This is a genomic window from Nocardia sp. NPDC057663 (assembly GCF_042799895.1).
Lineage (GTDB): Bacteria > Actinomycetota > Actinomycetes > Mycobacteriales > Mycobacteriaceae > Nocardia.
Window position 1 is genome coordinate 263,471 of record NZ_JBHVHX010000002.1, and the last position, 26,859, is coordinate 290,329.

Genomic DNA, 26,859 nt, shown 5'->3' on the forward strand with positions numbered 1-26,859 from the left:
CCGCATTGCTTGCGGGACGGCGCGATTCGCCGATCAGAACTCAGCCGCGGATCTTCGCGGTGACCGCGGTGACGGCGTCTTCGGCCGGGATCTCCTCGGCCTCACCGGTGCGGCGGTTGCGCAGCTCGACCTTGCCGTCGGCCCAGCCGCGGCCGATCACGAGAATCCACGGCATGCCGAGGAGCTCGGCGTCCTTGAACTTCACACCGGGCGAAGCGGTGCGGTCGTCGAAGAGGACCTCGAGGCCCTGCTTGTCCAGACCGGCCACGACCTGCTCGGCGCCCTCGCGGGCGGCGGCGTCCTTGTTGGCGATCACCACGTGCACGTCGAACGGGGCGACCTCGGCGGGCCAGCGCAGGCCCTTCTCGTCGTGCTGCTGCTCGGCGATCACCGCGACCATGCGGGAGACACCGATGCCGTAGGAACCCATGGTGAGGCGGACCGGCTTGCCGTTCTCGCCGAGCACGTCGACGTCGAAGGCGTCGGTGTACTTGCGGCCGAGCTGGAAGATGTGGCCGATCTCGATGCCACGGGCCGCCACCAGCGGACCCGCACCGTCGGGCGAGGGATCGCCGTCGCGGACCACGGCGGCCTCGATGGTGCCGTCGGGGGTGAAGTCACGACCGGCGACCAGGCCGACGACGTGCTTGCCCTGCGCGTCGGCGCCGGTGATCCAGGCGGTGCCCTCGACGACGCGGGGGTCGACGAGGTAGCGAACACCGTTGGCCTGCAGCGACTTCGGGCCGATGTAACCCTTCACCAGGAAGGGGTTGGCGGCGAAGTCGGCCTCGGTGAGCAGTTCCACCTCGGCGGGCTCGACGGAGGCTTCCAGGCGCTTGTCGTCGACCTCGCGGTCGCCGGGGACGCCGATGCCGAGGATCTCGGTCTTGCCGTCCGGGTGGCGCAGCTTCACCATCACGTTCTTCAGCGTGTCGGCCGCGGTGACGGGACGCTCGAGCACCTTCGCCTCGTTGGCCCACTCGACCAGCGTCGCGATGGTCGGGGTGTTCGGGGTGTCGTACTCGACCGCGGCGGGCTGACCCTCGATGGGCAGCGGCGCGGGCGCGGGCGTGACCACGGCTTCCACATTGGCCGCGTACCCGGACTCGACGCAGCGCACGTAGGTGTCCTCACCGACGGGGCTCTCGGCGAGGAATTCCTCGGAGGCGCTGCCGCCCATGGCGCCGGAGGTGGCGGCCACGATCACGTACTTGACGTCGAGGCGATCGAAGATGCGCTGGTAGGCCGCGCGGTGGGTGGCGTAGCTGGTGGCCAGGCCGTCGTCGTCGAGGTCGAAGGAGTAGGAGTCCTTCATGGTGAACTCGCGGCCGCGCAGGATGCCGGCGCGGGGACGTTCCTCGTCGCGGTACTTGGCCTGGATCTGGTACAGCGTGACCGGCAGATCCTTGTACGAGTTGTATTCGCCCTTCACGGTGAGCGCGAACAGCTCCTCGTGGGTGGGGCCGAGCAGGTAGTCGCCGCCCTTGCGGTCCTGCAGACGGAACAGGGCGTCGCCGTATTCGGTCCACCGGTTGGTGGTCTCGTAGGGCTCGCGCGGCAGCAGCGCGGGCAGGGAGATCTCCTGGGCGCCGGTGGCGTCCATCTCCTGGCGCACCACGTCCTCGATCCGGCGCAGCGTGCGCAGGCCCAGCGGCAACCACGAGTACACGCCGGGAGCGACGCGGCGGACGTAGCCGGCGCGAACCAGCAGTTTGTGGCTTGGCACCTCGGCGTCGGCGGGATCGTCTCGCAGGGTGCGCAGGAACAGGCGGGAGAGGCGGGTGATCACGGATGCACAGAGTAGTCCCTGGTCCAGGGCGCCGTGCAAGCCGATAACGGTTCCGGGCCACCAGCGCCCGCGCCGCGGGACGACGCCGGTACCGTAGGCGATCGTGCTGGTGCTGCTGCCTCCCTCCGAAACCAAGTCCGACGGCGGAACGGGCGCGCCCCTCGACCTGGCCGATCTGGCGATGCCGCAGCTCACCGCGGTGCGCGACAAGCTGGTCACCGAGGTGGTGCAGCTCGCCGCCGACCCGGCCGCCTCCGCCGCCGCGCTCGGCCTGGGCAAGGGCGCCGACGCCGAGATCGCCCGCAACGCGAGCTTGCGCACGTCGCCGACCCGGCCCGCGCTGGAGCGCTACACCGGCGTCCTCTACGACGCGCTCGACGCGAAGTCGTTCACCAAGGTGCAGCGGGCGAAGGCATACGCGCGCCTCGGCATCGGCTCCGCCCTGTTCGGCGCGATCCGCGCGGGCGACCCGATCCCGGCCTATCGCCTCTCCGGCGGCACCAAACTGCCCGGCCTGCCGACTTTGTCGGCGCTGTGGCGCGACGTGCTGCCCGACGCCCTCTACGCGGAGGCCGCGGGCGAGCTCGTCGTCGACCTGCGCTCGGGCACCTATCAGCAGCTGGGCCGGGTCCCCGACGCGATCACCGCCAACGTGCTCACCGAGCACCCCGACGGATCCCGCACGGTGGTCAGCCACTTCAACAAGCATCACAAGGGCCTGCTGGCCCGCGCCCTGGTCCTGACCCGCGCCGAGCCGACCGATATCCGTGCGGTGGCACGGGTGGCGACCAAGGCCGGCTTGCGCACCGAGATCGCCTCCCCCACCGAACTTCTCATCATCACGCAGTAGCGGGCGCGCCCATCAGCTGGATGAGATTGCCGCAGGTGTCGTCGAAGACGGCGGTGGTGACCTCGCCCATCGGCTGGGGTGGCTGGGTGAACAGGACGCCGCGATCGAGCAGGCGGCGGTATTCGGCCTCGAGATCGTCGACGGTGAAGATCATGCACGGGATGCCGTCGGTGGTGAGGGCGGTCTTGTAGTTCTGGGCGATCGGGTTCTGGTCGGGTTCGAGCAGCAGTTGGGTGCCGTCGACGTCGGCGGGCGAGACCAGGGTCAGCCAGTAGTACTCACCGATCGGCACCCGGTCCTTGACCTGGAAGCCGAGCACGTCGGTGTAGAACTTCTCGGCCTTGTCCTGATCGTCGACGAAGATGCTGGTCACACCGATGCGGATCATGTGTCCTCCTGGGGGATCGGCCATCGCTCCGACACCGCGCGCAACGGCGTGAAGTCGGCGTGATGGAACCTGTAGCGGCCTGCACGACGGGTGGTCACCAGTCCGGCGGCTTCGAGTATTCCCAGGTGCTGGGTGATCGCCTGCCGCGACGAACTGATCCCGTGCTTGGTGGCGAGCTTCGCGCACAGTTCGAACAGGGTCTGTCCGTCCCGGTCGGCCAGTTCGTCGAGGAGCGCGCGCCGTGTCGAGTCCGCGAGTGCGAGGAAAATATCGGTCACGGCGTGCGTTCCTCCCGTCGTCTCCCCTCGAACAATAGGCAAGCTGCCACTTGCATGTCAAGCATCGACGCAGGTAGACGATCCCCTGGTCAGACTTCCGCGGCGGCCAGCGCGGCCCGCACCGTCGCGACGTCACCGGTCGTGGCGGCCGACGGCGGCCACGAATCCCACGCGACGGCATACGGATGGACATAGACCGGAGTGTCGCGCTGGGAGCGCCGGCTCTCGGCGAGGGTGCCACCGTCGACGACGTCGTAGCCGAGGGCATCGATCAGGTGCGCGGCGGCGATCTTCGCGGCCGGGTCGTCACCGAAGACGGGCAGCGCCGAGCGGTCGGCCGCGCCCGCGGGCCGGGCCAGTTCGGCGAGATGCTCGAAGTAGATGTTGTTGAACGCCTTGACAACCTGGGATTCGGGCAGGTGCCGCTGCAGCAGCTCACTGGTGGTGACGGTATCGGCGTCGAGTTCGGCGATGGCGCCGTCGCGCTCGGGGTAGTAGTTGTTGGTGTCGAGCACGACCTTGCCCACCAGCGGCGCCACCGGCACCTGCTGATACGCCTTCAACGGCACGGTCACCACGACGAGATCACCGGCGGCCGCGGCCTCGGCCGGCGTCGCCGCCCTGGCCCGCGGCCCCAGCTCGGCGACGAGGTCGGCGAGTGTCTCCGGTCCACGAGAGTTGCTGAGTACCACGTCGATTCCGGCGGCCACCGCCAGCCGCGCCACAGTCGATCCGATATTGCCGCTGCCGATCAATCCGAGTGTCGTCATGTGCTCGGTCAACCATCGATCCGGTACGCCTGTTCCCTCGGCGGGCGAGCGAGAGATGCCCCACCGATCGGGTGTATCGGGAATACCGGGGTCACCAGGCGCGCGCCGCTTCCGTCAGCCGGGCGCGGACCAGCTCGACGTGCGGCCGGGGCGGGCCGCCGACTCGGCGGGCCAGGAATCCGGTGTTGATCGGGGGGTCGGCCGGGTCGAGCAGCGTCACCAGGGTGGCGGCGGCGAGTTCGCGGGTGCACAGGTAGCGGGGCAGCACGCTGATCCCGGCGCCCGCGAGCACCGCGGCCAGCACCGCGCGCAGGTCGGCGACGATCAGTGCCGGTTCGGTCTCCAGGCGGGTCCCGAACACGTGCCGCCAATACCGGCGCAGGATCGGCAGATCCGCGGCGTAGCTGATGATCGGAATCCCGTCGAGTGCGGCGGGACCGTCGGCGAGCAGACGGCCGGTGTCGATGCCGTGCGCCACCGAGGGCGCGGCGACGAGCAGGAACTCCTCGTCGACGAGTGGTTCGGCGAGGACGGTCCGGCCCCGCGGACGGGCGGTCGCGATGACCAGATCGAGTGTCCCCGAACGCAATTCAGCCAGGAGGTCGTCGGTGAGCCCGCTGGTGACGGTGAGCCGCACACCGTCGGCGACCAGCGGCGCGAGCGCGGGCAGCGCCTGCACGGCGAGCAGCTCGGCCGGACCGCCGAGCAGCACCGGCGGTTCGGCCGGCGGCGGATGGTCCGCGCCGGCGCCGCCGACGACCGACTCCAGCGCGTCGAGCGGAACGCTCACCCGGGCCGCCAGCTCGTGACCGGCGGCCGTCGGCGTCACCCCGCGGGGCAGGCGCTCGAACAACGGCCTGCCCAGGTGCCGTTCGAGCGCCTGGATCTGTGTGGTCACGGTCGGCTGGGACAGACCGACCTGCGCGGCGCCCGCGGTGAGCGAGCCGGTCCGGTAGACGGCCAGGAAGGTCCGCAACTGCACCAGATCCATCGACCCATCGGCTGGCCTATGTCTCATATCGACCAGTCTATTGGTCAGGAAATGCCACTGTCCCTAGCGTGGGAACTACGACCGGTCGCCACTGAACCCGATGACATGGAGAAGGAATCCGATGGCACACATCCTGTTCGTCCTCACCGGCGCCGACCACTGGACCCTGGCGGACGGCACCGAGCACCCCACCGGGTACTGGGCCGAGGAGTTCGCCGCGCCCTACGAGGCGTTCACCGGCGCGGGCCACCTCGTCACGGTGGCGACCCCGGGCGGCGTGGTCCCGACGGTCGACCAGGCGAGCCTGGCCGCCGACGCGAACGGCGGCGCCGAGCGCGCGGCCGCCGTTGCCGATGTCCTGTCCGGCGCCACCGCCTTGCGGCAGCCGATCCCGCTCTCCGATGTCGACCTCGCCGACTACGACGCCGTCTTCTACCCCGGCGGCCACGGCCCGATGGAAGACCTCGCCGTAGACCCCGTTTCCGCCGGGCTCCTCACCGGCGCCCTCGCCTCCGGCAAGCCGCTCGGCGTCGTCTGCCACGCCCCCGCCGCCCTGCTCGCCACCGCCGACGCCGCGGCCCGGTCCCCCTTCGCCGGGTACCGCGTCGCCGCGTTCAGCAATGCCGAGGAAACCCAGGCGGGTCTCGCCGACAAGGCCAAGTGGCTGCTGCAGGACCGCCTCCTCGCGCTGGGCGTCGACTACCGCGAGGGCGAGCCGTGGGCGCCGCACATCGAGGTCGACCGCAACCTCTACACCGGCCAGAACCCCGCGTCCTCGGCGAAGCTGGCCGCGGAGATGCTCACCGCGCTCTGACGGACCGGACGTCGACGAGTGCCGCTCCCGTCGGCGTCCCCTTCGCTCCGGTCTCCACGCGCCGGAAGACGCTCCAGCTGTGCCGGGTTGCCGTCCGAACTCGTCACCGGCCGCCGTCGCACTCGCGATGGCGGTGGCCGTCCGCCGTCGAGCGAAGGTTGTGGCCCGGGACACATGGCCCTACTCTTCGCGATGTGGATCACCGCCGTTCGATGAAGAACAGCCTGCGCGCGCTCGCCGCGGCATTGACCCTCTCAGCCCTGCCGCTCGTACCGGCACAGGCCAAGCCCCCGGTCGCGGCCGGGACGGCGTATGTCGCGCTCGGTGATTCCGGTGCCGCGACCACCGGCGCCGCCAACCTGGACCTCGAGGCGCCGCTGCGCTGTGTGCGCTCCACCCACAACGCTCCCCGGCTGGTCGCCGAGCGCCTGGGGCTGGCCCTGGACGACCGGACGTGTAGCTCCGCGAAGATCCCCGACCTCTACGCCTCCCAAACACCGGGCGTCGGACCGCAACTCGACGCGCTGGGGCCCGCGACCGAGATCGTCACCGTGCACATCGGCGCCAACGACGCCGACACGACCAAATACATCCTGAACTGCCACGCGGCCGCGGCATCCGGCGGCTGCGCCGCGGCGGCGGATCCGGAGTGGGACCGCAAGATCGACGCGATCGCCCCCGCCTACGCCACCGCGCTCACCGATATCGCCCGCCGCGCGCCCCACGCGAGGATCTTCGTCGACGGCTGGCCCACCTACCTCGGCGAGACGAGCTGCCCGGCCATGCTCGGCCTGCTCCCCGCCGACGCCGCCTACATCCAGTCGAAGTTCGCTCGCCTCAACGCCGTCGTCGCCCGCGCGGCCGCCGCTCACGGCGCCGTCTACATCGACACCATCGCGGCCTCGCCCGCGCTCGGCATGTGCGCCGACCCGTCCGTGCGCTGGTTCGACCCGCTCGTCGCCGACCAGACCCTGCTCCCCTACCACCCGACCCTGGCCGGCCAGCGCGGCGTCGCCGAACTCGTCTCGGCCGCCGTCGAATCCAGCGGCGCGCTCCACCGCTGACCTGCATCACTCCCGTGATTCCCTGTCCCCCAGTGCAATTCGCACCCGGTGCGGGTAATGTTCGCCGGTTCTGCTGCGGCTCGCCCAGGAGAACGTGACAACGATCCGACCCCGGTGGCGTCGCGACGGCGCCTCGGCGCTCGTCCGGGTCAGGGGCCGACAGTGGAGTGGAGCAGGGCTCGAATGGGTTTTCTCAGTGGCGTTTTCGGACAGCGGAGGAGCGAATCCGGCGACTACGCGACGTTCGGCGAGTGGGCGCTGGCGATCGTGCGGGCACGCCCCGACATCGTCTCCGCCGAGTTCGATCCGACGGAATTCGCCATCACATACGCCACCCCGGCGGGTGGCTGGGGACAGATCAGCCTGGCCACCCCGTACCGTTCCGTCAGCGCGGCGCCGGCGGACCTCGCGGGCGATGTCCTGGTGTTCGGGCTGCACCGCTTGATCGACAACGGCGAGGACGTCTCGTCCGGTCTCGCCTGGGCGACGGTCGCGCCACGTCTGCGACCGGTGATCCGGCAGGCGGGCGAACTGGCGACGCGGGTGCAGGGCCTGTCGATCGCCGAGAACACCGTCTGGCGACCGCTGCTCCCCTGCCTGATGGAGCGGGTGGTGATCGACAATCCGACGTCGATGGAATCCGTGACGCCGCAGCACCTGGCCAACTGGGGCGTCGACGCGGACACCGCGTTCGAGACCGCGCGCGCCAATATGGCCGAACTCGGGTCGGCCATCGTCGATGTCTTCGAGGCGGCGGAGGGCCTGCTGTACCTGGCCGACGAGGACGGTGAGATGTATGCGGGCGCGCTGCCGCTGGCCGCGGGCTGGATCGCCGCTCTCGGCGCGAAAGCCGGTGCGCTGCCGATCGTTTTCGTGCCGGGCACCGTCGGGGTGTTCGTCGGCTTCGCGACCTCACCGCACCGGGTGCGCGAGCTGGTCGCGGTCGCGCGCGGGTTGTTCGACGACGCGGCCCGCCGGGTGTCGCCGGTGCCCTACACCCTCGACGAGCACGGCCGGCTCATCCCGTTCACGGTGCCGCGGCACCATCCGGCGTGGCCCGCGATCCGGTCGGCCGAAGCAACGCTGGCCGCCCAGGTGTACGCCACGCAGCACGACGGGCTACGCGCCGACCTCGCGGCGGAACTCCTCGAGGACCACGCCGCGACGCTGATGCACACCCGCGGCGCCGACGGCATCGAAACCACCTACGCGCCCTGGGCCGACACCGTCCCGACACTGCTGCCGCACGCCCACAATGTCACCTTGACGAACGTGGAGACCGGCGCCACCTTCGGGGTGCCGTGGCATGTCCTGGCCACCGAGGTCGACCTGGTGCCCGTGCCCGGTCTCTTCCCGGTCCGCTACCGGGTCCAGTTCCATCCGGGCGCACAGGCGATGGCCAGGATGGCCGCCGCGCAGGGCCTGCACTGACCAGCGTTATCCCGTGAGCTGCGCCAACTCCGCCGCCAGATTCGCGCGCGCCCGCTCCTCGTAGCGGGCGCGCGCCGCCGCGGTCCGGAACAGCACCGGCTGATTCGCGATCGCCCGCAGCACCGCCGCGCGACCGGAGCAGAACAGATCGTCGGGCACGTGCCCGTACTCGATCCGCACGGCGGCGGCGTAGGCGGCGTAACTGTCCGGGTCGCCACCGAGCACGACCAGGTCGGCATCGCAGAGCACCGCGCCGTTGGCGTCGCCCGCTTCGGAGTCGTGACCGCGGGTGAGCAGCACGAGCCGCACCACCTCGGCGACGAGTTGCTTTCCGGCGCCCAGGGATTCGAGGACGTCACGGGCCAGGTCGGCGCTGCGCTCCTCGTTGTCGGCCCGGTCGACGGCATAGATCGCGTCGTGGAAGAACGCGGCGTAGCGGACGGCGTCGATATCTGTTGCGCTGTCGGCCAATTCGTCGATCGCGGCCAGCATCACGCGCAGGTGCCCGACGGTGTGATAGCGGCGATGGGGTTCGGCGTAGCGGGCGATGATCCCGGCTCCGAGCTGCGCGGAATCGGGGCCCGCCAGGGCAATCCAGCGGTCGAGCAGATCCAGCGACGACGTCATGTCCTCCAGTGTCGACGGACCCGTCCCGCCCGACAACCCTGTTTCGGTGTGACATCCGTTCTCCGGAATGCGCGCGCCGTGGATTGCGTTGTCCGGGAGCGTGACCGATACCGCTGTGCTTTCCGAGGAACTGAAGTCGTATCTGGACGAGGAGAAGGTCTACGCGACCGTCGCCACGCTCGGAGCGAACGGGCATCCGCACCTGACCGTGGTCTGGATCAAACGCGACGGCGACGACCTGCTGTTCTCCACCACGGTCGAGCGGCAGCAGGCCAAGAACCTGGTGCGCGACCCCCGGATCACGGTGATGGTCAACCCGCCCGAACGGCCCTTCCTCTACGCCGAGATCCGTGGCACGGCGACGACCATCCCCGATCCGGAGCGCGAGCTGCCCGACGAGATGTCGCTCAAGTACACCGGCAAGCCCTACCGCGAGTTCAATCCCGCCGCCGTGCACGACGCGGAGCGCGTCATCGTCCGGATCACCCCGCACCGAGTCGCCGGCCGCCTGTGACCGCCGGAGTCAGCTCCGCTGGGCCTCTTCCTGCGCGTGCTGGGCCTGCACCAGCTGCTGCGGGGTGTAGCGCAAGCTCAGCGCGACGAGCGCGGCCAGCACCGCCAGCCCGGAACACACCAGCAGCACCAGCGCGTATCCGCTGTTGAGCGCGTCGATCTCGGTCGGGGACATGTTCGCGGCCAAGCCGTCGCGGCCGCCGAGCGAGAGGGTGCGCGAAGCGGCGATCGGGCTGAGCAGGCCGATCGCGATCGGCGTCGCCAGGTTCATGAACATCTGGCCGACCGCCGAGAGCGGGCCGATGTTCGACGGCGGCACCCCGACCAGCACGCACAGCGGCGCCAGCACCATGGCGACACCGACGCCGAAGCCGATCACCAGCAGCAGCGCCAGCAGCGTCGGCAGGTATTGCACGTGCCGGTCCAGCGTCGACCCGAACAGCAGGCCGCAGGCCAGCACGACGGCCGCCGCCGACAGCAGCCAGCGCGGCGCGATCACCAGCGCCGCCTTGGACGCCACCGCGCCGCCGACGCCGATGCCGATGGTGAACGGGATCGAGGCGACACCGGCCTGCAGCGGGCTGTAGCCGAGCACGTTCTGCAGCAGCTGCGCGACGAAGAACGTCATCGCGCCCAGCACCGCGCCCGCCAGGAAGATCAGGGCGAAGGTGGCGACCCGGTCGCGGCTGTCGAACAACGACCACGGCAACAGCGGATCGGACTCGCGGCGCTCGGTGAGCACGAAGATCACCAGCAGCGCGAACCCGCCGATCAGCGAACCGAGGATCACCGGGCTGTCCCAGCCCATCGCCGGACCCTCGGTCGCGCCGAACACGATCGTCGCGCAGGCGAGCGTGCCCAAGATCGCGCCCTTGATGTCGAGCGGGGTGCGGTGGTGGGCGGTGTCGGTGAGCTTGTAGATCGCGCCGAGCACGATCAGCGCGCCGATCGGCACATTGATCAGGAAGATCCAGCGCCAGGAGAACTCGGTGAGCGCGCCGCCGACGACCAGGCCGCCGACCGAGCCGATGCCCGCCATCGAGCCGACGATCGCGATCGCCTGGTTCCTGGCCGGTCCCGGCGCGAAGGTCGTCGCGACCAGCGCGAACGCGGTCGGCGCGGCGATCGCGGCACCCGCGCCCTGGAAGGCGCGCGAGATCAGCAGCATCGCCTCGCCGTTGGCCAGGCCGCAGGCCAGCGAGGCGGCGGTGAACAGCCCGACGCCGTAGATCAGCATGCGCTTGCGGCCGAACGCGTCACCGAGCCTGCCGCCGAGCAGCATCAACCCCGCGAAGGTCAGGCCGTAGGAGGTCACCGTCCAGGCGCTGCCCGAACTGGACAGCCCCATCTCCTCCTGCAACCGCGGCAGCGCGAAGATCACGACGGTGCCGTCGAGCACGACCATGAGCTGCAGGCCGCTCAGTACGAGGATGGCGAGGCCGAAGGCCCGCTTCGTCACCGGATACTGCATCGTCGCAGCGGGTTTCTCGAGCACAACGAGGCAGTGTAATTGGCGCGGTGGCAACGCACGGGTGCGCGGCCCGTGAAGCTAGTCCAGCCCGAAACCGGCCGTCGGGCCGATGACGATGATCGCGGGCGGGCGGATGCCCTCGGACTTGACCTTCGCGGCGACGGTGGCCAGATCGGCACGGACCACCCGCTGGGTGCGCAGCGTGCCCTCCTGGATGATCGCGGCCGGGGTATCGGCCGGACGGCCACCGGCGAGCAGCGCGTCGGCGAACTTGTCGATCCGTTCCACGGCCATCATCAGCACGAGGGTGCCACGCAACTTGGCCAGTGCGGCCCAGTCGACGAGCGAATCGGGATGGTCGGGGGCGACGTGCCCGCTGACGACGACGAACTCGTGGGTCACCCCGCGATGGGTCACCGGGATGCCGGCGGCGCCGGGCACCGAGATCGGGCTGGTGATGCCGGGCACCACCGTCACCGGGATGCCCGCCTCGGTGCAGGCCTCGAGCTCCTCGTAGCCGCGGCCGAACACATACGGGTCGCCACCCTTGAGCCGGACGACGAACTTGCCCGCCTTCGCGCCTTCGACGAGCGCGACGTTGATCGCCTCCTGCGCCATCGAGCGGCCGTAGGGGATCTTCGCGGCGTCGATCACCTCGACGTGCGGGCCCAGCTCGGCGAGCAGTTCCGGCGGCGCGAGCCGGTCGGCGACCACCAGATCGGCGCGCGCGAGCAGCCTGCGGCCGCGCACGGTGATCAGATCGGGATCGCCCGGCCCACCACCGACGAGGGCGACACCGGGGGTCACCGGCTCCGAATCATCGGTCACCACGCCGGACTGCAGCGCTTCGAGCAGCCCGTTGCGCACGGCGGCCGAGCGCCGATGCGCCCCACCGGCCAGGACGCCGAGAGTCAGCCCGTCGTAGCGGGCGGTGGCGGGGGTGACGGCGGTGCCGTCGCGCGCGATGTCGGCGCGCACGCAGAAGATCCGCTTCGCCGTCGCCTCGGCGACGACCGCGGCATTGGTCTCGGGTTCGTCGGTGCAGGCCATCGCGTACCAGGCGCCGTCGAGATCGCCGTCGGCGTAGGCGCGCAGGTCGACGGTGAGCTGACCCGCGGTCGCCATGCCCTCGACGGCCGGGGTGACCGCCTTGCTGACCACATGGACCTCCGCGCCGGCGGCGACGAGCAGACCGAGCCTGCGCTGGGCGACGGTGCCGCCGCCGACGACGACGACTCTGCGCCCGCGCAGATCGAGCCCGACCAGGTAGTTCGGGTCTCCGGCGGGCGGGGTCGATGCGGTGTCAGACGTGTTCGGCACAATGTCGGAGCCTAGTTCCTGGCTCGCCGGACGCCGAACGGGCCCGCCGACATTCGTTGCCGACCGGACGACCAGGCAGGACAGTGGAGTCCATGACCCAGCCCGACGCACTGCTCGAGTGGCCTACGACGAAGGAGACACCGGCATGAGCGGCATCGCCTCGGTAGACCTGGCCCGCTGGCGCACCGGTGGCGACGCGGCCCGCGCCGTCGAACGGGAGGTCGACGAAGGCCTGCGCCGGGCCGGCTTCCTGCTGGTACACGGCCACGGCGTCGACCCCGCGTTGCCCGCCGCGGTCCGCGCGGCCGCCCGCCGCTTCTTCGCCCTGCCCGACGCGGTCAAGGAGCGGTACGCGGTGACGGTCGGCGGACGCGGCTGGATCGGCCCGGGCCGCGAGGCCAACGGCTACGCCGAGGGCACCGCGACGCCACCCGATCTCAAGGAGACCTTCGCGGTCGGCGCCGACACCGCCGTCGGCGATCCGGCGGTGGACCGGATGTGGTTCCTGCCCAACGTCTGGCCCGCCGAGGTGCGGGAACTGCGCGCCCTGCTGACGGAGTACACGGCCGCGATGCGCACACTCTCCGACGAGCTGCTCGCCCTGTTCGCCGCCGCGCTCGCGCTGCCGGACAACCCGTTCGCCGACCTGGCCGCCCGCCCGACCTGGACCTGCAACATCAACCACTATCCCCCGTTGACCAGCGTCGGCGAACCGGAACCCGGCCAGTTCCGGATCGGCCCGCACACCGATTTCGGCACCGTCACGGTGCTCGATCGCGAACCGGGCGCTGGTGGCCTGCAGGTGTACACCGAGGCAGGCGGCTGGGCCGACGCGCCCTACGATCCGGCCGCGCTGACAGTGAATATCGGTGACCTGCTCGCCTATTGGAGCGGCGAGCGCTGGCTGTCGGGCAGGCACCGGGTGCTGCCCCCGCAGGCCCACGCACCCGAGGAGGACCTGGTCTCCCTCATCTACTTCTACGAGCTCGACCACGATGCCGTGGTGACTCCGCTCGCACCGCCGATCGGGCGGGTGCGGCAGGGGCCGCCGGTGGTGTCGGCCGAATTCCTGCGTATCCGGCTCGACGCCATCACCCTCGGCTGAACGTCCCGCCATCCCGCGCCGACCTACGCACGGTGGCCTCAGCCGACGTACGGATTGTTCTGCACCCAGCGGAAGTCCGTGCCACGCAACGGGAACCGGTCGAGGTCGAGACGGGTGAGGGTGACCACTACCGGTCGACCGTCGAGCTCGCCGCGCAGCGCCAAGCGGTCGTCGGCAGGCCGGTCGACGGTGAATGTCACCGACGACGCCGGAGGTTCGCCCGGCGCGACCGGTGCGGCGGTGAGCGTCATCGTGTGCGCCTGCCCGTCGAAGGTCGCGACCATCGGCACGATCGTGTCGTCCATCCGCTGATACCCGGCCGAGCCCGCATCGATGATCAGGCGCTGCCAGCGCACCGGATCGGTGGTCAACGGCGGCACCGGGCTCGCCTCGGCGGTGAACTCGGTCACCTCCCAGATGCCGTACAGCTCGGGTTTCGGTGCGCCACCGCCGTATTCGTCCCACGTCTGCGAGCCGAGATACACGCATCCCGCCACGATCCACAGCCCCGCCGCGACCTGAACCACGGTCGCCCACCGGTTCCTGCGCGCCGAGCCGAACAGGGGCGGCTGCACCAGCGGCCCCGCATCACGCTCCAGCACCAGCACATTCGCGAGTCTCCGGGCCTGCGGAGCGAGCAGTACCAGGCTCATCAGCAGCAGATGTCCCGACAGCATCTTCACCGGCACGTCGAAGGTCAGGTTCAGCAGGAACACCTGCGCCATGCTGATGACGCTCATCATGGCGCCCAGCGTGGCCGTACGCGGCCAGAACAGCAGCAGCCCGGCGAGCACCTCCGCGGCACCCAGCGACATCTCGTAGGCGGGCGAGGACCCGACCTGGGTCCACAGCATCGACATCGGGCTCAGATCACCGACACGGGTGAGCAGCGTAGTGAGCGCAGGTTCGGGCATCTGGGTGGGAATGAGCTTGGCGAACCCGTAGAACAGCATCTGCCCGCCGACACCCAGCCGCAGCACCGTGATGAACCAGCTCAGCAGCCGGGGATAAGCGCGCCTGCGCCGGTCGAGCACCGACCAGACGACGGTGATCAGCACCGCCGCCACCAGTACCAGACCGCACTGGATCCAGATCGCGGCCTGATCACCGCTGCCGTTCATGGCCAGCTCGGCCTCCACGCCGAAGACATGCTCGCCGATCCAGCGGCTCACCGGCGCCAGCGAGAGCATCTGCCAGGCGATGGCGTCCTCGGGCAGTTGCAGGGCGAGCACACCGAGGAAGACGAAGCTGATCTGCGCCATCCACAGGCAGAACAGACCGAGGTAGGCGACACTGAACCGGAAGGCGAGCCGAGTCACCGGATGCCAGGCCGGAGCGGGTGGCGGCGGGCTCGCGATGTCGTCGTGTGCGCGCTCCGTGGTCACGGCGGTCACCGGTGCCTCCTCATCGAGTTCGATTGCTACCGAAGCTAATCGGCGTCGCGAGCGGGCGCGTCCGGGAAAACCCCGATCTTTACCGTGTCAACCCTGAATCTCGCTCACCGACTGCCCGCTTACATTCCGGCCGGTCTTCCGGTACCCCGGTAATCGAAACGTGTTTCATCTCGCCGACAGGGGTACCTATGTCCGACGATCCGGACCTCACCGCACAACAGTCGCTCACCGTCACCGAGCGTGATCTCGACGAACTCGCCGAGCAGTTGTCGCAGTGGCTGGCCGGCAAGGTCGGCGCCGACGCACTGCCGAAGGTCGGCAATCTGAGCAAGCCGTCCACCGGCGGCATGTCGAGTACCACCATCCTGTTCGACGCCGAGTGGTCGCTCGACGGCGTTACCGACGGCGGCTCCTTCGTCGCGCGGATGGCGCCCGAGGACGGTTCGTTCCCGGTGTTCCAGTCCTACGACCTGCCGCTGCAGTACCAGGTGATGGCCGGGGTCGCCGAGGCCTCCGACGTCGCGGTACCGCCGCTTCGCTGGCTCGAACTCGACGAATCCGTGTTCGGCACCCCCTTCTTCGTGATGGAGAAGGCCGAGGGCCGGGTGGCCGCCGACAACCCGCCGTACGTGTTCTTCGGCTGGGTGTTCGACGCGACCGTGACCGAGCGCGAGCAGATCGCCGACGCGACCGTCGACGTGATCGCCCGGGTGCACGCGATCGACGACATCACCCGCCGCTTCCCGCTGCTCGACGGCGAGGGTTCGGCGCTGCGCCGGCATTTCGAGGCCCAGCGCGCCTGGTACCGGTGGGCACTGACCGACGACGGCGTGCAGATCCCGCTGATCGAGCGGACCTTCGACTGGCTCGAAGCCCACTGGCCCGCCGAGACCGGCCCCGACGTGCTGAACTGGGGCGACGCCCGCCCCGGCAACATCCTGTTCGACGAGTTCACCCCCGCCGCCGTGCTGGACTGGGAGATGGCCGCCTTCGGCCCGCGCGAGCTCGACCTGGGCTGGGTGATCTTCATCCACCGCTTCTTCCAGGACATCGCCACCCGCTTCGACCAGGCCGGCCTGCCCGACTTCCTGCGCAAGGACGCGGTGGTCGCGAAATACGAAGAGCTGACCGGACATACGGTGCAGGATCTGGACTTCTACATCGTCTACGCGGCGCTGCGGCACGCGATCGTGATGGCCAGGATCAAGCGCCGGATGATCCACTTCGGCGAGGACACCGTGCCCGCCGAGCTGGACGACTACGTGATGCACCGGCTCAGCCTCGAAGCACTGCTCGACGGCACCTACGAGTGGGACTGAGAAGGAGATACGACGATGAACGCGATCATGCCCGTCCCCCTGGACGAATACCCGGTCCATCAGACCCCGCTGTCGCTGGCCCGCGTGGCCACCAGTGACCGCAACTTCTACGACCGCTACTACTTCAATGCCTTCGACCCGGCCGGCGACAGCATGCTGATCACCGGGTTCGGCGTGTACCCGAACCTGGGCGTGGTCGACGCGTTCGCGACGGTGCGCCACGGCGAGGCCCAGCGCAGCGTGCGGTTCTCCGACGCGCTCACCTCCCGCGATCTGACCACGGCGGTGGGCGGCTACCGGGTCGAGGTGATCGAGCCGCTGCAGCGGCTGCGGGTGGTGTGCGAGCACGACGACCTCGCCTTCGACCTCACCTGGACCGGCGCGCATCCGGCGGTGCAGGAGCAGCCGCACCTGATCCTGTCCGGCACCCGGCCGATCATCGAGGCCTCCCGGTTCGCCCAATTGGGTTCCTGGGCAGGCACTCTCGCCGTCGACGGCCGTGACTACACGGTCGATCCGGCGGCGTGGACCGGCAGCCGCGACCGTTCCTGGGGCATCCGTCCCTCGGGCGAACCCGAGCCGCCCGGCCGCGCCGCTTCCGAGGGTGCCGGCGGGTTCTGGTGGCTGTACGCGCCGCTGCGGTTCGACGAGTTCGCCATCGTGGTGATCATCCAGGAGGACCCCGACGGCACCCGCACCCTCAACAACGCGGTCCGGATCTGGAACGACGGCCGCAAAGAACAGCTGGGCTGGCCCCGGATGCACTGGACCTACGAGCCCGGCACCCGGCACCCGAAGTCGGTACGCCTGGACATGACCACCCCCGACGGCAAGCCGCTCGAAGTCGAGATCGAGTCCCGCCCCGGCATCGCCCTGCACGTCGGCTGCGGCTACGGCCCCGACCCCGACTGGACCCACGGCCGCTGGATGGGCCGCGACTGGTCGCTGTCGAGCGCCTACGACCTCACCGACCCCGCGATCATCGCCCGCACCCCCTACGGCGTGATCGACCACATCGGCTTCGCCCGCTGCGGCGACGCCGAAGGCTGGGGCCTGTTCGAGCACGCCTCGATGGGCCGCCACGACCCCACCGGTTTCGCCGATTGGTCCTCGGTCGCCCCCTGAGGCCCGACCCTTTCGCGCGAGAGGAAAGGCGCCGCCGCGACAACGAGGTCGCGGCGGCTCCGATTTCCCCACCTCCGACACGAACAGCAATCAATCGGCAACGCGCCGATGTGGGTTGACCCTCCCATTGTTCGCTGGGTACCTACGAGCTCTCCGCTCCGACCCTGATTACGTCGCTAAGTTGCGAGAACAACTCTATGACTCACCGCTATGGCGAGCCGCGGTATCCAAGGGACTGACGGGGAAAGCGAAGTCACCAGAACATGTTGCGGCTCTTCCACAGAACAGACAGGGATACCCGTGGTCAGATGCGGTTCGCGCCAACCGCCGCGCCGCACTTCTAGCCCATGCTGTTCCGGCTGCCGCAGCAGCACCTCGGAGCGACGCACAACGTGCACACGTTGCTCGGATGATCGAAGGAAACCGAGGTCGTCCGGGATGGGCAAAGGGACGAACCCTCTCCGACGAGGAACGAGCTGTCCGGTCGGCAGCCCTCCAGGGCCGCCCGAAATCGCCGGAGACCAGAGAAAGGATGCGCGAAGCCGCACTTCGACGCTGGGCACGGCAGCGCACCGCTAGTCCGATCGGGTAGGTCGGTCACACAACGCAAAGATCAGAGAGCGGTCTCGGTCGCAGCGATCACAATGCTGTCGATAATCCGCTTCGGGTGCGTCAGCCCGCGTCCCCCAACGAGTAGGGCAGCTGCCTCGGCAACGCTGGCCGTCCGGACCGCTGCGGCGATGCGCGCCGAGGGATGCGGCACATCCACAGCAGCAAGTTCGGCTGCTGTGAAGCCGCGGACCACCGCGCCCAGCTCTTCGGCTGCAGCGCGCACGCCCGTTTCACACGCGCGTCGATCGAGCGTCGCCAGGCAACTCACCCGAGCGTCTCCCACCACATCCCGCACTGCCGCCACAATCCGTTCACCGGCAACGCCTGGGCGCAACCCAAGCCCGACGACCCACTCGCCACTCATCTGGACATGTTCCGCGACAAGCCGAAGATCCTTGCGGCGCTGACAAATCGGGCGATGGCGTCCGGGTTCCCCGCGGGATGGGTGTGCAGGTAGGAGGCGTGGACCTGGCGGACCACCGCACCCTCGGTGATGGAAGTTGTTGTGCGCCAGCCCCAGGCGGCGTTCTCGGGGCCGGTGCGGGTGAGGCGGGTGCGGTGGAACTCGTGGCCGCGGACTCGGGTGCCCGCGCGCCAGAGGGTGGAGTCGTGCAGGGCGACCGCGTCGCGGTAGCCGAGGGTCAGGCGGGGGCCGAATTCGGCGTCGGCGTCGATGACGCCTGCCATCGGGTGACCGTCGAGGGAGCGGGTGAGGTAGAGCAGGCCCGCGCATTCGGCGTGGATCGGCAGGTCGCGCGTGGCACCTTCGGCCACGGCGGTGCGCAATTTCTCGTTGGCCGACAGTGCGCCCGCGTGCTCCTCGGGGAAGCCGCCGGGCAACACCAATCCCGCGGTGCCGGAGGGTAGTTCGTCCGTCAGCGGATCGAAGACCACCACCTGGGCACCCGCCGCGATCAGGAGTTCGCGGTGTTCGGCGTACCCGAAGGTGAACGCCGGTCCTCCCGCCATGGCTATCAGCGGGCCACTGCCGGTGGCACCGGGGCCCGGTGTCGTGGTCTGAGCACCCGCCGCGCCCACAGATCCAGCCGATGCACTCCGCCGCTCTGTCACCGGGTCGCCGTCGATGACCGAGCTTCCCCCAGCGCCTGCGGTGCCGACGACATCGGCAGCCGGTCCCGTGCGTGCTACGCCGGGAGCGTGGTCGGCCGCGGCCAGTTCCGCCGCAGGATCCCAGGCCGGGCCCTGGACCGATCCACCCGCGAGGTCGACGATCGCCTTCAGATCGATGTGAGCCGTGACGAGTTCGGTCATCGCGTCGACCGCGGCAGTGGCGGCAGTGCCGTGCTCCACGGCGGGGATGAGCCCCAGATGCCGTGAGGGGACTTCCAATTCGGCCATACGGGGCAGGGCGCCGAGAACGGGGATGCCGACGCGATCACACGCAGCACGCAGCACTTGCTCGTGGCGTTCGCTGCCGACGCGGTTGAGGATCACCCCGCCCAGCCGGACCGAGGAGTCGAAGGTGGCGAAGCCGTGCAGCAGTGCGGCCAAACTCTGGGAGTGGCCGCGCGCGTCGACGACCAGCACGACGGGCGCACCGAGCAGGCTCGCGACCTGGGCGGTGGAGCCTTCGGCGACCGCCTCGGTCCGGTTCTCGTCGATCCGTCCGTCGAACAGGCCCATCACGCCTTCGACGACGGCGATATCGCAGCCGTGCGCGCCGTGCCGGTACAGCGGGACCACCCGATCCTCGCCCACCAGAACGGGATCCAGATTGCGGCCGGGTCGCCCGGCCGCGAGTCCGTGATAGCCGGGGTCGATGTAGTCGGGGCCGACCTTGAACGGCGCCACCCGATGACCGGCCCGGCGCAGCGCACCGATCAGGCCGGTGGCGAGAGTCGTCTTGCCACTGCCGGACGCCGGGGCTGCGATCACCACCGCTGGTGCACTCATCAGAGGCCCCGAGCCCAGGCGACAGGGAGGCCCGCGTCCGTCACGGTGACAGTCACCATTCGATACCGCGCTGGCCCTTGCGGCCCGCGTCCATCGGGTGCTTGATCTTCGTCATCTCGGTGACCAGGTCGGCCGCGTCGATGAGCGCCTGTGGAGCGTCGCGGCCGGTGATCACGACGTGCTGGTTACCGGGGCGGTTGGTCAGCGTCTCGACGACCTCGTCGATGTCGACCCAGCCCCATTTGAGCGGGTAGGTGAACTCGTCGAGCACATAGAAGCGGTGCTGTTCGGCGGCGAGGCGGCGGGCGATCTCCTGCCAGCCCGACAGCGCGGCGGCGGCGTGATCCTCCTCGGTGCCGTGCTTGCGGGTCCACGACCAGCCCTCGCCCATCTTGTGCCACTCGACCGCGCCACCGGCGCCGGTCTGCTCGTGCACGGAACCGAGCGTGCGGAACGCGGCTTCCTCGCCGACCTTCCACTTGGCGCTCTTCACGAACTGGAACACGGCCACGTCGAAGCCCTGGTTCCAGGCCCGCAGCGCCATCCCGAACGCGGCGGTGGACTTCCCCTTGCCCGGGCCCGTGTGCACGGCCAGCACCGGCTGGTTACGCCGCTGCCGCGTCGTCAGGCCGTCCTCCGGCACGACCTCCGGAACACCCTTGGGCACGAAGCCTCCTTCTCGTCGGTGCGCTGACGCGCGTGTTCGCGACCGAGGAACCGAGCCCCCGCCCGGTCGGGCCCCGGTCGCTGACCATTTCTATCAGGACGGGTCAGCGCCGTCCGCTACCCGTCGCCGGGCACACCGTGTCCCCGGCGTCGCCCTACGCTGCGCGGGCCGCTCCGAGACCAGTGGTGCGAACAACATCGGCGACGGTATCCCCGGTGAGTTCGTCCAGGCTCAGGTACCGGGCGCGCAGGTCACGGGCCAGTTCGGCGGCGAGGCCGAGGCGGATCATGCCGCGTTCGCAGTCGATGACCATCGCAGTGTGGCCTTCGCCTGCCAGCAGGCGGGCGGCGGTGCGGGCGCGGGGCAGCGGGTCGACGCCACCGGTGGCGCGGCCGTCGGTGAGCAGCACCAGCATCGGGCGGCGGCGCGGGTCGCGGACGTGTTCGCGGGCGATCACCTCGCGCGCCTTCAGCAGGCCGGCGGCGAGCGGTGTTTTGCCTCCGGTCCGCAGGCCGGCCAGGCGGCGGACGGCGATGTCGACCGAGGAGGTCGGCGGGAGGACGAGTTCGGCCTCGCTGCCACGCACGCTGATCACGGCCACCTTGTCGCGGCGCTGGTAGGCGTCGCGCAGCAGGGTGACGATGGCGCCGGTGACGGCGGTGAGCCGGTCGCGCGCGGCCATCGAACCGGAGGCGTCGACAACGAACACCACCAGATTCCCTTCGCGCCCTTCGCGATACGCGCCACGCAGGTCCTCGGCGGCCAGCGCCAGCGGGCCGCTGAACCGGCCGCGCTCGAATTGCCGTGGGGCGGCGGCGAAGACGGTGCCGAGCAGGTGCAGGCCGGTGGAGGTGTCGGTATCGGGGCGCACCATCCGGCCGGTGCGGGTCTGGGCGCGGGACCGGCGCCCCGGCGCACCTTCACCGATACCGGGGACCTCCCAGCGCGGGGCTGGTTTGCCCGCCGAACCCGGCGTGCCCGACAGGCTTTCGGCGGCCGGGCGGGAACCCGAACCCGGGCCACCGTTCGGCGGTCCGTCCGGGCCGCCGCCGTCGGGACCACCGCCGTCGGGGCCGCCGTCATCGGGGCCGCCGTCATCGGGGCCGCTGTCTTGGGGGCCGCCGTTGCCCTCGCCATCGTCGATCCCACGGAGATCGGGGCCTCCCCCAGCGCTAGAAGGCCGCCGATCAGCCGAATCGCCGTCCTCACCGCGTCCGGAAGCGTCATCCCGCGCAGCGTCGGCGCGATCGTCATCGCCCCCACCGGCGGCCGCGGATTCGTCGAATCCCGCAGCCTCGGCGGCATTCTCGACCTCATCGGCCGCCGCCTGCATCGCGTCGTCGAGCTGCTGCTCACTGATCCCCGGCTCGTCGAACGGATCGCGCCTGCGCCGATGCGGCAGCGCCAGCTGCGCGGCGATCCGCACATCGTCCTCGGTGACCCGATCACGCCCACGCCACGCGGCATGCGCGGTCGCGGTCCGCGCCACGACCAGATCCGCGCGCATCCCGTCCACATCGAAGGCCGCGCACAGCGCCGCGATCCGGCGTAGCTCGGTATCGTCGAGGGCGATCTCGGGCAGCCGGTCGCGCGCGGTCAGAATCCGTTCGGCGACAACCTGATCGGCGTCGGCGTAGCGAGCGGCGAACCCGGCCGGGTCCGCTTCGTAGTCCAAGCGCCTGCGCACGACCGCCATGCGGATGTCCACGTCGCGGGAGGCGGCCACGTCGACGGTGAGGCCGAACCGGTCGAGCAGCTGCGGCCGCAGCTCCCCCTCCTCGGGGTTCATGGTGCCGACGAGCACGAACCGCGCCGGGTGCGAATGCGAGACGCCGTCGCGTTCCACGTGCACGCGCCCCATCGCGGCGGCGTCGAGCAGCACGTCGACCAGGTGGTCGTGCAGCAGGTTCACTTCGTCGACGTAGAGCACGCCATGATGGGCCGCGGCCAGCAGACCGGGACGGAACGCCTGCTCCCCGTCGCGCAGCACCCGCTCGAGGTCCAGCGAACCGACCACACGGTCCTCGGTCGCGCCGACCGGCAGCTCCACCAGCCGCGCGGGGCGCGCGCCGGTCTCGTCGACCACCGGGGGCAGCAGTTGAGCCAGCGCCCGCACCACGGTCGACTTCGCGGTCCCCTTCTCGCCACGCACCAGCACACCACCGATCCCGGGATGCACGGCCGACAAGATCAACGCCAGCTGCAGTTGCTCCTGCCCGACCACCGCCGAGAACGGGAACCCCACCTCACCCGCCGACCGAGCGGCGGTGTGCGGACCAGCGGCGACATCAGCAAAACCAGGCACGCTCCCACTCTATGCGCGCGTCTGATCTTGGCCCGCGCCGGGCATACGCGGCCGGAGACCGGCGTAATCGTGCAATCGACGCGCTTCGAATCAGGATCCTGATCGATCGCCACGTATTGCACGATCACGCCGTTTCGCCGCGTGGGTTATCCCCGGCGCATCGGGATATGCGGGATGCCGTCGTCGAGGAACTCCTCGCCGTCCGGCGAGAACCCGTACTCGGCGTACATGTCCACGAGATAGGACTGCGCGTCGAGCCGGACGGTCGCCGCACCGGTCTCGGCCAGCGCCGCTTGCAGCAGCCGCGCGGAGTAGCCGTGACCGCGGGCGGGCACGGCCGTGCACACCCGGCCGAGACGGAAGCTCGTCACCCCGTCCTCGTGCTCCTCGAGCAGGCGGAGCGTGGCGATGACCTCGCCGTCGTCGTCGAGCCACAGGTGCCGGGTCTCCGGCAGCAGGTCACGCCCGTCCAGCTCCGGATAGGCGCACTCCTGCTCGACGACGAACACGTCGACGCGAAGCTTCAACAGCTGGTACAGGGTGGCGGTGTCCAGATCCGCCGCCCAGGCCCGGTGGAGGATCACACCTGAGCCAGGTGCGCGACTCCCGCCTGCTCGGGCGAGTGGTTCGCCTGATCGAGCTTGAGCGACTTATTGGTCCAGTCCCACACTTCCTGGAACAGGGCCTGGTTCTCCGACAGCTTCTGGCCCAGCGACGGGATCATCTGCTGGAGCTGCGGAGTCCAGCCCGCGTACTCGCGCGGGAAGCAGCGCTGCATGACGTCGAGCATGGCGGTGACACAGGTCGAGGCGCCCGGCGAGGCGCCGAGCAGACCGGCGATGCTGCCGTCCTTCGCGGAGATGACCGCGGTGCCGAACTCGAGCACGCCGCCCGCGCCCTTACGGCGGATGACCTGCACGCGCTGACCGGCGGTGATCAGCTCCCAGTCGCGGCCCTCGGCACGCGGCAGGAACTCCTCGAGCACGCCGACCTTGCCGTTCTGCGACTTGAGCAGCTCGCTGATCAGGTACTTGGTCAGGCCCATCTCGGTGAGGCCGACGCCGACGAGCGAACCGATGTTGTTCGGCTTGATCGACTTGAACAGGTCGGTGTTGGAGCCGTCCTTGAGGAACTTCGGGGTCCAGCCGGCGTAGGGGCCGAACAGCAGGCCCTTGCGGCCGTTGATGACGCGGGTGTCCAGGTGCGGCACCGACATCGGCGGCGCGCCGACGGCGGCCTTGCCGTACACCTTGGCCTCGTGCGCGGCGATCAGCTCCGGGTTGGTCGAGCGCAGGAACTGGCCGCTGATCGGGAAGCCGCCGAAGCCCTTGGCCTCCTTGATGCCCGACTTCTGCAGCAGCGGCAGCGCGCCACCGCCGGCACCCACGAAGACGAACTTCGCGTTGACGGTGCGGCTCTGGTAGGTGCGCAGGTTGCGGACGGTGACGTTCCAGGAACCGTCGGACTGCTTGTCGAGGTTGCGGACCTCGGTGCCGAAGGCGATCTCGCCACCGGAGTTGCCGATGTAGGCCAGCAGCTGCTTGGTGAGCGCGCCGAAGTCGATGTCGGTGCCGCCGTCGGTCCAGTTCAGCGCGATCGGGTCGGCGAAGTCACGGCCCTTGGCCATCAGCGGCAGGCGCGCGGCGAACTCGTCGGGGGTATCGATGTACTCCATCCCGCGGAACAGCGGGTGCGGCGCCAGCGCCTCGTAGCGCTTGCGCAGGTAGTCGACGTTGTCGGCACCGTGCACGAAGCTGACGTGCGGGATCGGGTTGATGAAACCGGACGGGTCGTCGAGGACGCCGGTGTCGACCGCCGAGGCCCAGAACTGGCGCGAGACCTGGAAGCGCTCGTTGATGTCGACGGCCTTGCTCACGTCGATCGAGCCGTCGGCGTTCTGCGGGCTGTAGTTGAGCTCGCACAGCGCCGAGTGACCGGTGCCCGCGTTGTTCCACGGATCGCTGCTCTCCGCGGCGGCGGCGTCGAGCCGCTCGAACACCGAGATCGTCCACTCCGGCTGCAGCTGCCGCAGCAGCGCGCCCAGCGTGGCACTCATGATGCCTGCGCCGATGAGAACTACATCGGTCTTTTCAGTCTTCGCAGCGTTCGACACGGGTACTTCGACTTCCTTGTCCTTCTCAGCTACTCACCGGCGAGTGAGTTCGCTTGGGCGCGGGCGCTTTGGGGTTTGATGCGACTCGCGGTGAATCGCCGGGGGGTAGGTTACCCGTCGTTCACCTGTTGCCAATTGTGCACCTCAGCCGTTCGTAGTACTGCAACCGACCTCCCGAATGTGATCTAAACCAACACTGCACGTCGCGGTGACCGCGCGATAGATTGAGCGGTGTGACGAACGAAACCTCACTCGAGCCGGCCGGCGCCGCCGAGCGGACCGATGAGCAGTGGCAACCCGATGTCCTCGGCACCGACTACCAGCAGCGCACGCTGCCGCTGGGCCCTGACCCCGACGGTGAGGGCGAGGTGGTGGCCACCCTCGTGCGCTACCTGCCCGACGCCGCGGCCACGGCCTCCGAGCCCACCGTGCTGTACATCCACGGCTTCACCGACTACTTCTTCCAGGAGCACCTGGCCGAGCATTTCGCTGCCCGCGGCCACCGCTTCTACGCCCTCGACCTGCGCAAATGCGGCCGCTCGCGGCGGGTCGGGCAGAGCGCGCACTATGTCAGCGACCTGGCGCTCTACGACGCCGAACTGAACGAGGCGCTGCGGATCGCACGCGCGGAAACCGGCAACGACGTGCTGATCGTCGCGCATTCGACCGGCGGGCTCGTCGTGCCGCTGTGGCTGAACCGGCTCGAGGCCGCGGGCGGCAGCGCGAAGGCCGGTGTGGTCGGCGTCGTCCTCAACAGCCCGTGGTTCGACCTGCAGGGCCCGTCCTACTACCGGACCGTCGGCACCCCGATCATCAAAGCCGTCGGCAAGTTGCGCGCGTTCGCCATGATCCCCGGTATGGGCGTCAGCACCGCCTACGGCGACAGTCTGCACCACACCCGTGCGGGTGAGTGGGATTACAACCTGGACTGGAAGCCGCTGACCGGCGAACCGGTGCGGCTGGGCTGGCTGCGCGCCATCCGGCAGGGGCAGACCCGCCTGCACCAGGGTCTGGCGATCGGTGTGCCCGCGCTGATCCTGCGCTCGCGGCTCACCAAGTTCGCCCGCGAGCACAGCCCCGCCGTCGACGTGGCCGACGCCGTGCTCGACGTCAAGCAGATCCAGCGCTGGGCGGGTTGCCTGGGCGAGCGCACCTCGATCGTGCCGATCGACGGCGCCCGCCACGACGTCTTCCTGTCGTCGGAAGCGGTGCGCGCCAACGCTTTCGCCGAAACCGACAACTGGCTCGACTGGCTGGCGGCCTACCGCAAGAGCTAGCTCGGGTGGCGCGCCGGGACCCCGCGGTCCCGGCCGCCGCTCACCAGAGGCTGGTGCGCAGGACGATCTCGGTGGCCAGCTCGTGGGCGCCCTCGGTGGCGACGTTGTCGACCTCGAGCGGGACCACCCGGAACTCGCCGTAGACGTAGCGGCCCGAGGCGTCGGCGGTGGCGCGCGGCAGGCCCTTGGTGACCAGCATGGTGACCGGCAGCTCCAGCGGTGGACAGGCCGGATCGGCAGCGGTGCCCTCGGCGTCGGGCACGGCCGGATGACCGTGATCAGCGACGACCAGGCTCATGAACCGGCCGAACCGTCCCGCACACAACCGCCAGGCCAGCGCCGCACCGGCACCACGGCCCGCGACATTGACATACGGCAACTCGAGTTCGTCGAGGATGGCGTGGATGGCGGCCGGTTCCAGCCCGTCGACGGACTCCAGCACGACGGTCTGCAAGTCGGATTCGTGCAGGCGCGCGCACACCTGATCGAAGACGTCGGCAGGGTCGTCCGCGTCGGGAAGCAGCAGTACATTGTGCCGCGATGACGGCCCGTCGACCCGCACTGTCCAAGCCCGGTCACCGACCGTGATCTGCCGAGATTTCATGCCGGTGTACGGTACACGGCCAGGCTGAACACGGCAGGTCGTTCCACGCGTGACGGCCGGTCTGTTTTCGCCCCTGTCCTGCGGTTTCCCAACGCGACAGGCCCGAATTGCCAGACCT

25 protein-coding genes are annotated in these 26,859 nt (G+C 70.0%); 9 read left to right on the forward strand and 16 right to left on the reverse strand.

Going from position 1 to position 26,859, the window contains the following annotated elements; genetic code table 11:
- Nucleotides 1–40: 40 nt before the first annotated feature.
- Complete coding sequence (locus ACFVAV_RS05860) at nucleotides 41–1,789, reverse strand: proline--tRNA ligase (RefSeq protein WP_379030629.1); 1,749 nt, start codon at nucleotides 1,787–1,789, stop codon at nucleotides 41–43.
- Between the two features lie 103 nt (nucleotides 1,790–1,892).
- On the opposite strand from ACFVAV_RS05860, the gene yaaA reads away from it, so the two are divergent.
- Entirely contained in the window at nucleotides 1,893–2,639 is a 747-nt protein-coding gene (yaaA, locus tag ACFVAV_RS05865) for a peroxide stress protein YaaA (protein ID WP_379030632.1), read from the forward strand.
- Here the strand turns inward: yaaA and ACFVAV_RS05870 are convergent.
- The 4 genes from ACFVAV_RS05870 to ACFVAV_RS05885 all read right to left on the reverse strand — a co-directional run bounded on the left by ACFVAV_RS05870 (nucleotide 2,629) and on the right by ACFVAV_RS05885 (nucleotide 5,093).
- Nucleotides 2,629–3,024: a VOC family protein gene (locus ACFVAV_RS05870; protein WP_379031798.1), complete on the reverse strand. Its 396-nt coding sequence runs from the start codon at nucleotides 3,022–3,024 to the stop codon at nucleotides 2,629–2,631. The two genes, yaaA and ACFVAV_RS05870, sit on opposite strands and share 11 nt — an antisense overlap.
- Nucleotides 3,024–3,305: an ArsR/SmtB family transcription factor gene (locus tag ACFVAV_RS05875; RefSeq protein ID WP_379030635.1), complete on the reverse strand. Its 282-nt coding sequence runs from the start codon at nucleotides 3,303–3,305 to the stop codon at nucleotides 3,024–3,026. Before ACFVAV_RS05875 ends, ACFVAV_RS05870 begins: the two co-directional genes overlap by 1 nt.
- Nucleotides 3,306–3,394: 89 nt before the next feature.
- Entirely contained in the window at nucleotides 3,395–4,075 is a 681-nt protein-coding gene (locus ACFVAV_RS05880; protein ID WP_379030638.1) for an NADPH-dependent F420 reductase, read from the reverse strand.
- Between the two features lie 91 nt (nucleotides 4,076–4,166).
- On the reverse strand, nucleotides 4,167–5,093 hold the full coding sequence (locus ACFVAV_RS05885; RefSeq protein WP_379030641.1) for a LysR family transcriptional regulator: 927 nt from the start codon (nucleotides 5,091–5,093) through the stop codon (nucleotides 4,167–4,169).
- Nucleotides 5,094–5,187: 94 nt separating this feature from the next.
- Between ACFVAV_RS05885 and ACFVAV_RS05890 the strand changes: the two genes are divergently transcribed.
- From ACFVAV_RS05890 to ACFVAV_RS05900, 3 genes are all read left to right on the forward strand, one after another.
- Complete coding sequence (locus ACFVAV_RS05890; protein ID WP_379030644.1) at nucleotides 5,188–5,880, forward strand: type 1 glutamine amidotransferase domain-containing protein; 693 nt, start codon at nucleotides 5,188–5,190, stop codon at nucleotides 5,878–5,880.
- Between the two features lie 194 nt (nucleotides 5,881–6,074).
- Nucleotides 6,075–6,944 (forward strand): SGNH/GDSL hydrolase family protein, encoded by an 870-nt coding sequence (locus tag ACFVAV_RS05895; protein ID WP_379030647.1) that lies wholly within the window; start codon nucleotides 6,075–6,077, stop codon nucleotides 6,942–6,944.
- A gap of 183 nt (nucleotides 6,945–7,127) precedes the next feature.
- Nucleotides 7,128–8,375 carry a hypothetical protein gene (locus tag ACFVAV_RS05900; protein WP_379030650.1) on the forward strand — a complete coding sequence of 416 codons (1,248 nt, stop codon included), beginning with the start codon at nucleotides 7,128–7,130 and terminating at the stop codon, nucleotides 8,373–8,375.
- Between the two features lie 6 nt (nucleotides 8,376–8,381).
- On the opposite strand, the gene ACFVAV_RS05905 is transcribed toward ACFVAV_RS05900, so the two are convergent.
- A complete protein-coding gene (locus ACFVAV_RS05905) occupies nucleotides 8,382–9,002 on the reverse strand; it encodes a metal-dependent phosphohydrolase (protein WP_379030652.1) in 621 nt (206 codons plus the stop codon).
- Nucleotides 9,003–9,102: 100 nt separating this feature from the next.
- Here ACFVAV_RS05905 and ACFVAV_RS05910 point away from each other — a divergent pair, with 100 nt between their 5' ends.
- The gene (locus tag ACFVAV_RS05910; RefSeq protein ID WP_379030655.1) at nucleotides 9,103–9,516 is read left to right on the forward strand and encodes a PPOX class F420-dependent oxidoreductase; all 414 of its coding nucleotides are present in this window, start codon (nucleotides 9,103–9,105) and stop codon (nucleotides 9,514–9,516) included.
- A 9-nt stretch (nucleotides 9,517–9,525) separates the two neighbouring features.
- On the opposite strand, the gene ACFVAV_RS05915 is transcribed toward ACFVAV_RS05910, so the two are convergent.
- Together ACFVAV_RS05915 and cobA are read right to left on the reverse strand one after the other, a co-directional pair.
- A complete protein-coding gene (locus ACFVAV_RS05915; RefSeq protein WP_379031801.1) occupies nucleotides 9,526–10,986 on the reverse strand; it encodes an MFS transporter in 1,461 nt (486 codons plus the stop codon).
- A gap of 78 nt (nucleotides 10,987–11,064) precedes the next feature.
- Nucleotides 11,065–12,306 (reverse strand): uroporphyrinogen-III C-methyltransferase, encoded by a 1,242-nt coding sequence (gene cobA / locus ACFVAV_RS05920; RefSeq protein WP_379030658.1) that lies wholly within the window; start codon nucleotides 12,304–12,306, stop codon nucleotides 11,065–11,067.
- 145 nt (nucleotides 12,307–12,451) lie between these two features.
- Here cobA and ACFVAV_RS05925 point away from each other — a divergent pair, with 145 nt between their 5' ends.
- Nucleotides 12,452–13,411: an isopenicillin N synthase family dioxygenase gene (locus tag ACFVAV_RS05925; RefSeq protein ID WP_379030661.1), complete on the forward strand. Its 960-nt coding sequence runs from the start codon at nucleotides 12,452–12,454 to the stop codon at nucleotides 13,409–13,411.
- Nucleotides 13,412–13,449: 38 nt separating this feature from the next.
- On the opposite strand, the gene ACFVAV_RS05930 is transcribed toward ACFVAV_RS05925, so the two are convergent.
- Nucleotides 13,450–14,805, reverse strand: coding sequence for a DoxX family protein (locus ACFVAV_RS05930; RefSeq protein ID WP_379030663.1), 1,356 nt, complete (start codon nucleotides 14,803–14,805; stop codon nucleotides 13,450–13,452).
- Nucleotides 14,806–14,993: 188 nt separating this feature from the next.
- Here ACFVAV_RS05930 and ACFVAV_RS05935 point away from each other — a divergent pair, with 188 nt between their 5' ends.
- Nucleotides 14,994–16,124 carry a phosphotransferase family protein gene (locus ACFVAV_RS05935; protein WP_379030666.1) on the forward strand — a complete coding sequence of 377 codons (1,131 nt, stop codon included), beginning with the start codon at nucleotides 14,994–14,996 and terminating at the stop codon, nucleotides 16,122–16,124.
- 15 nt (nucleotides 16,125–16,139) lie between these two features.
- The gene (locus ACFVAV_RS05940; protein WP_379030669.1) at nucleotides 16,140–17,249 is read left to right on the forward strand and encodes a hypothetical protein; all 1,110 of its coding nucleotides are present in this window, start codon (nucleotides 16,140–16,142) and stop codon (nucleotides 17,247–17,249) included.
- Between the two features lie 613 nt (nucleotides 17,250–17,862).
- Here the strand turns inward: ACFVAV_RS05940 and ACFVAV_RS05945 are convergent.
- The 6 genes from ACFVAV_RS05945 to mqo all read right to left on the reverse strand — a co-directional run bounded on the left by ACFVAV_RS05945 (nucleotide 17,863) and on the right by mqo (nucleotide 24,860).
- A complete protein-coding gene (locus ACFVAV_RS05945) occupies nucleotides 17,863–18,225 on the reverse strand; it encodes a cobalamin biosynthesis protein (RefSeq protein ID WP_379030672.1) in 363 nt (120 codons plus the stop codon).
- Nucleotides 18,222–19,775 (reverse strand): cobyrinate a,c-diamide synthase, encoded by a 1,554-nt coding sequence (locus ACFVAV_RS05950; RefSeq protein ID WP_379030675.1) that lies wholly within the window; start codon nucleotides 19,773–19,775, stop codon nucleotides 18,222–18,224. The genes ACFVAV_RS05945 and ACFVAV_RS05950 overlap by 4 nt, the downstream gene beginning before the upstream one ends.
- Nucleotides 19,776–19,827: 52 nt before the next feature.
- Nucleotides 19,828–20,442, reverse strand: a complete 615-nt coding sequence (gene cobO / locus ACFVAV_RS05955) for a cob(I)yrinic acid a,c-diamide adenosyltransferase (protein ID WP_379030678.1) — start codon at nucleotides 20,440–20,442, stop codon at nucleotides 19,828–19,830.
- 154 nt (nucleotides 20,443–20,596) lie between these two features.
- A complete protein-coding gene (locus ACFVAV_RS05960) occupies nucleotides 20,597–22,687 on the reverse strand; it encodes a magnesium chelatase subunit D family protein (RefSeq protein ID WP_379031804.1) in 2,091 nt (696 codons plus the stop codon).
- A gap of 206 nt (nucleotides 22,688–22,893) precedes the next feature.
- On the reverse strand, nucleotides 22,894–23,331 hold the full coding sequence (locus ACFVAV_RS05965) for a GNAT family N-acetyltransferase (protein ID WP_379030681.1): 438 nt from the start codon (nucleotides 23,329–23,331) through the stop codon (nucleotides 22,894–22,896).
- Nucleotides 23,328–24,860 (reverse strand): malate dehydrogenase (quinone), encoded by a 1,533-nt coding sequence (gene mqo / locus ACFVAV_RS05970; protein ID WP_379030683.1) that lies wholly within the window; start codon nucleotides 24,858–24,860, stop codon nucleotides 23,328–23,330. Before mqo ends, ACFVAV_RS05965 begins: the two co-directional genes overlap by 4 nt.
- A 233-nt stretch (nucleotides 24,861–25,093) precedes the next feature.
- Here mqo and ACFVAV_RS05975 point away from each other — a divergent pair, with 233 nt between their 5' ends.
- The gene (locus ACFVAV_RS05975; RefSeq protein ID WP_379030686.1) at nucleotides 25,094–26,137 is read left to right on the forward strand and encodes an alpha/beta hydrolase; all 1,044 of its coding nucleotides are present in this window, start codon (nucleotides 25,094–25,096) and stop codon (nucleotides 26,135–26,137) included.
- A 40-nt stretch (nucleotides 26,138–26,177) separates the two neighbouring features.
- Here the strand turns inward: ACFVAV_RS05975 and ACFVAV_RS05980 are convergent, their stop codons facing one another.
- Nucleotides 26,178–26,741: an alpha/beta hydrolase gene (locus tag ACFVAV_RS05980; RefSeq protein WP_379030690.1), complete on the reverse strand. Its 564-nt coding sequence runs from the start codon at nucleotides 26,739–26,741 to the stop codon at nucleotides 26,178–26,180.
- Nucleotides 26,742–26,859: the final 118 nt, after the last annotated feature.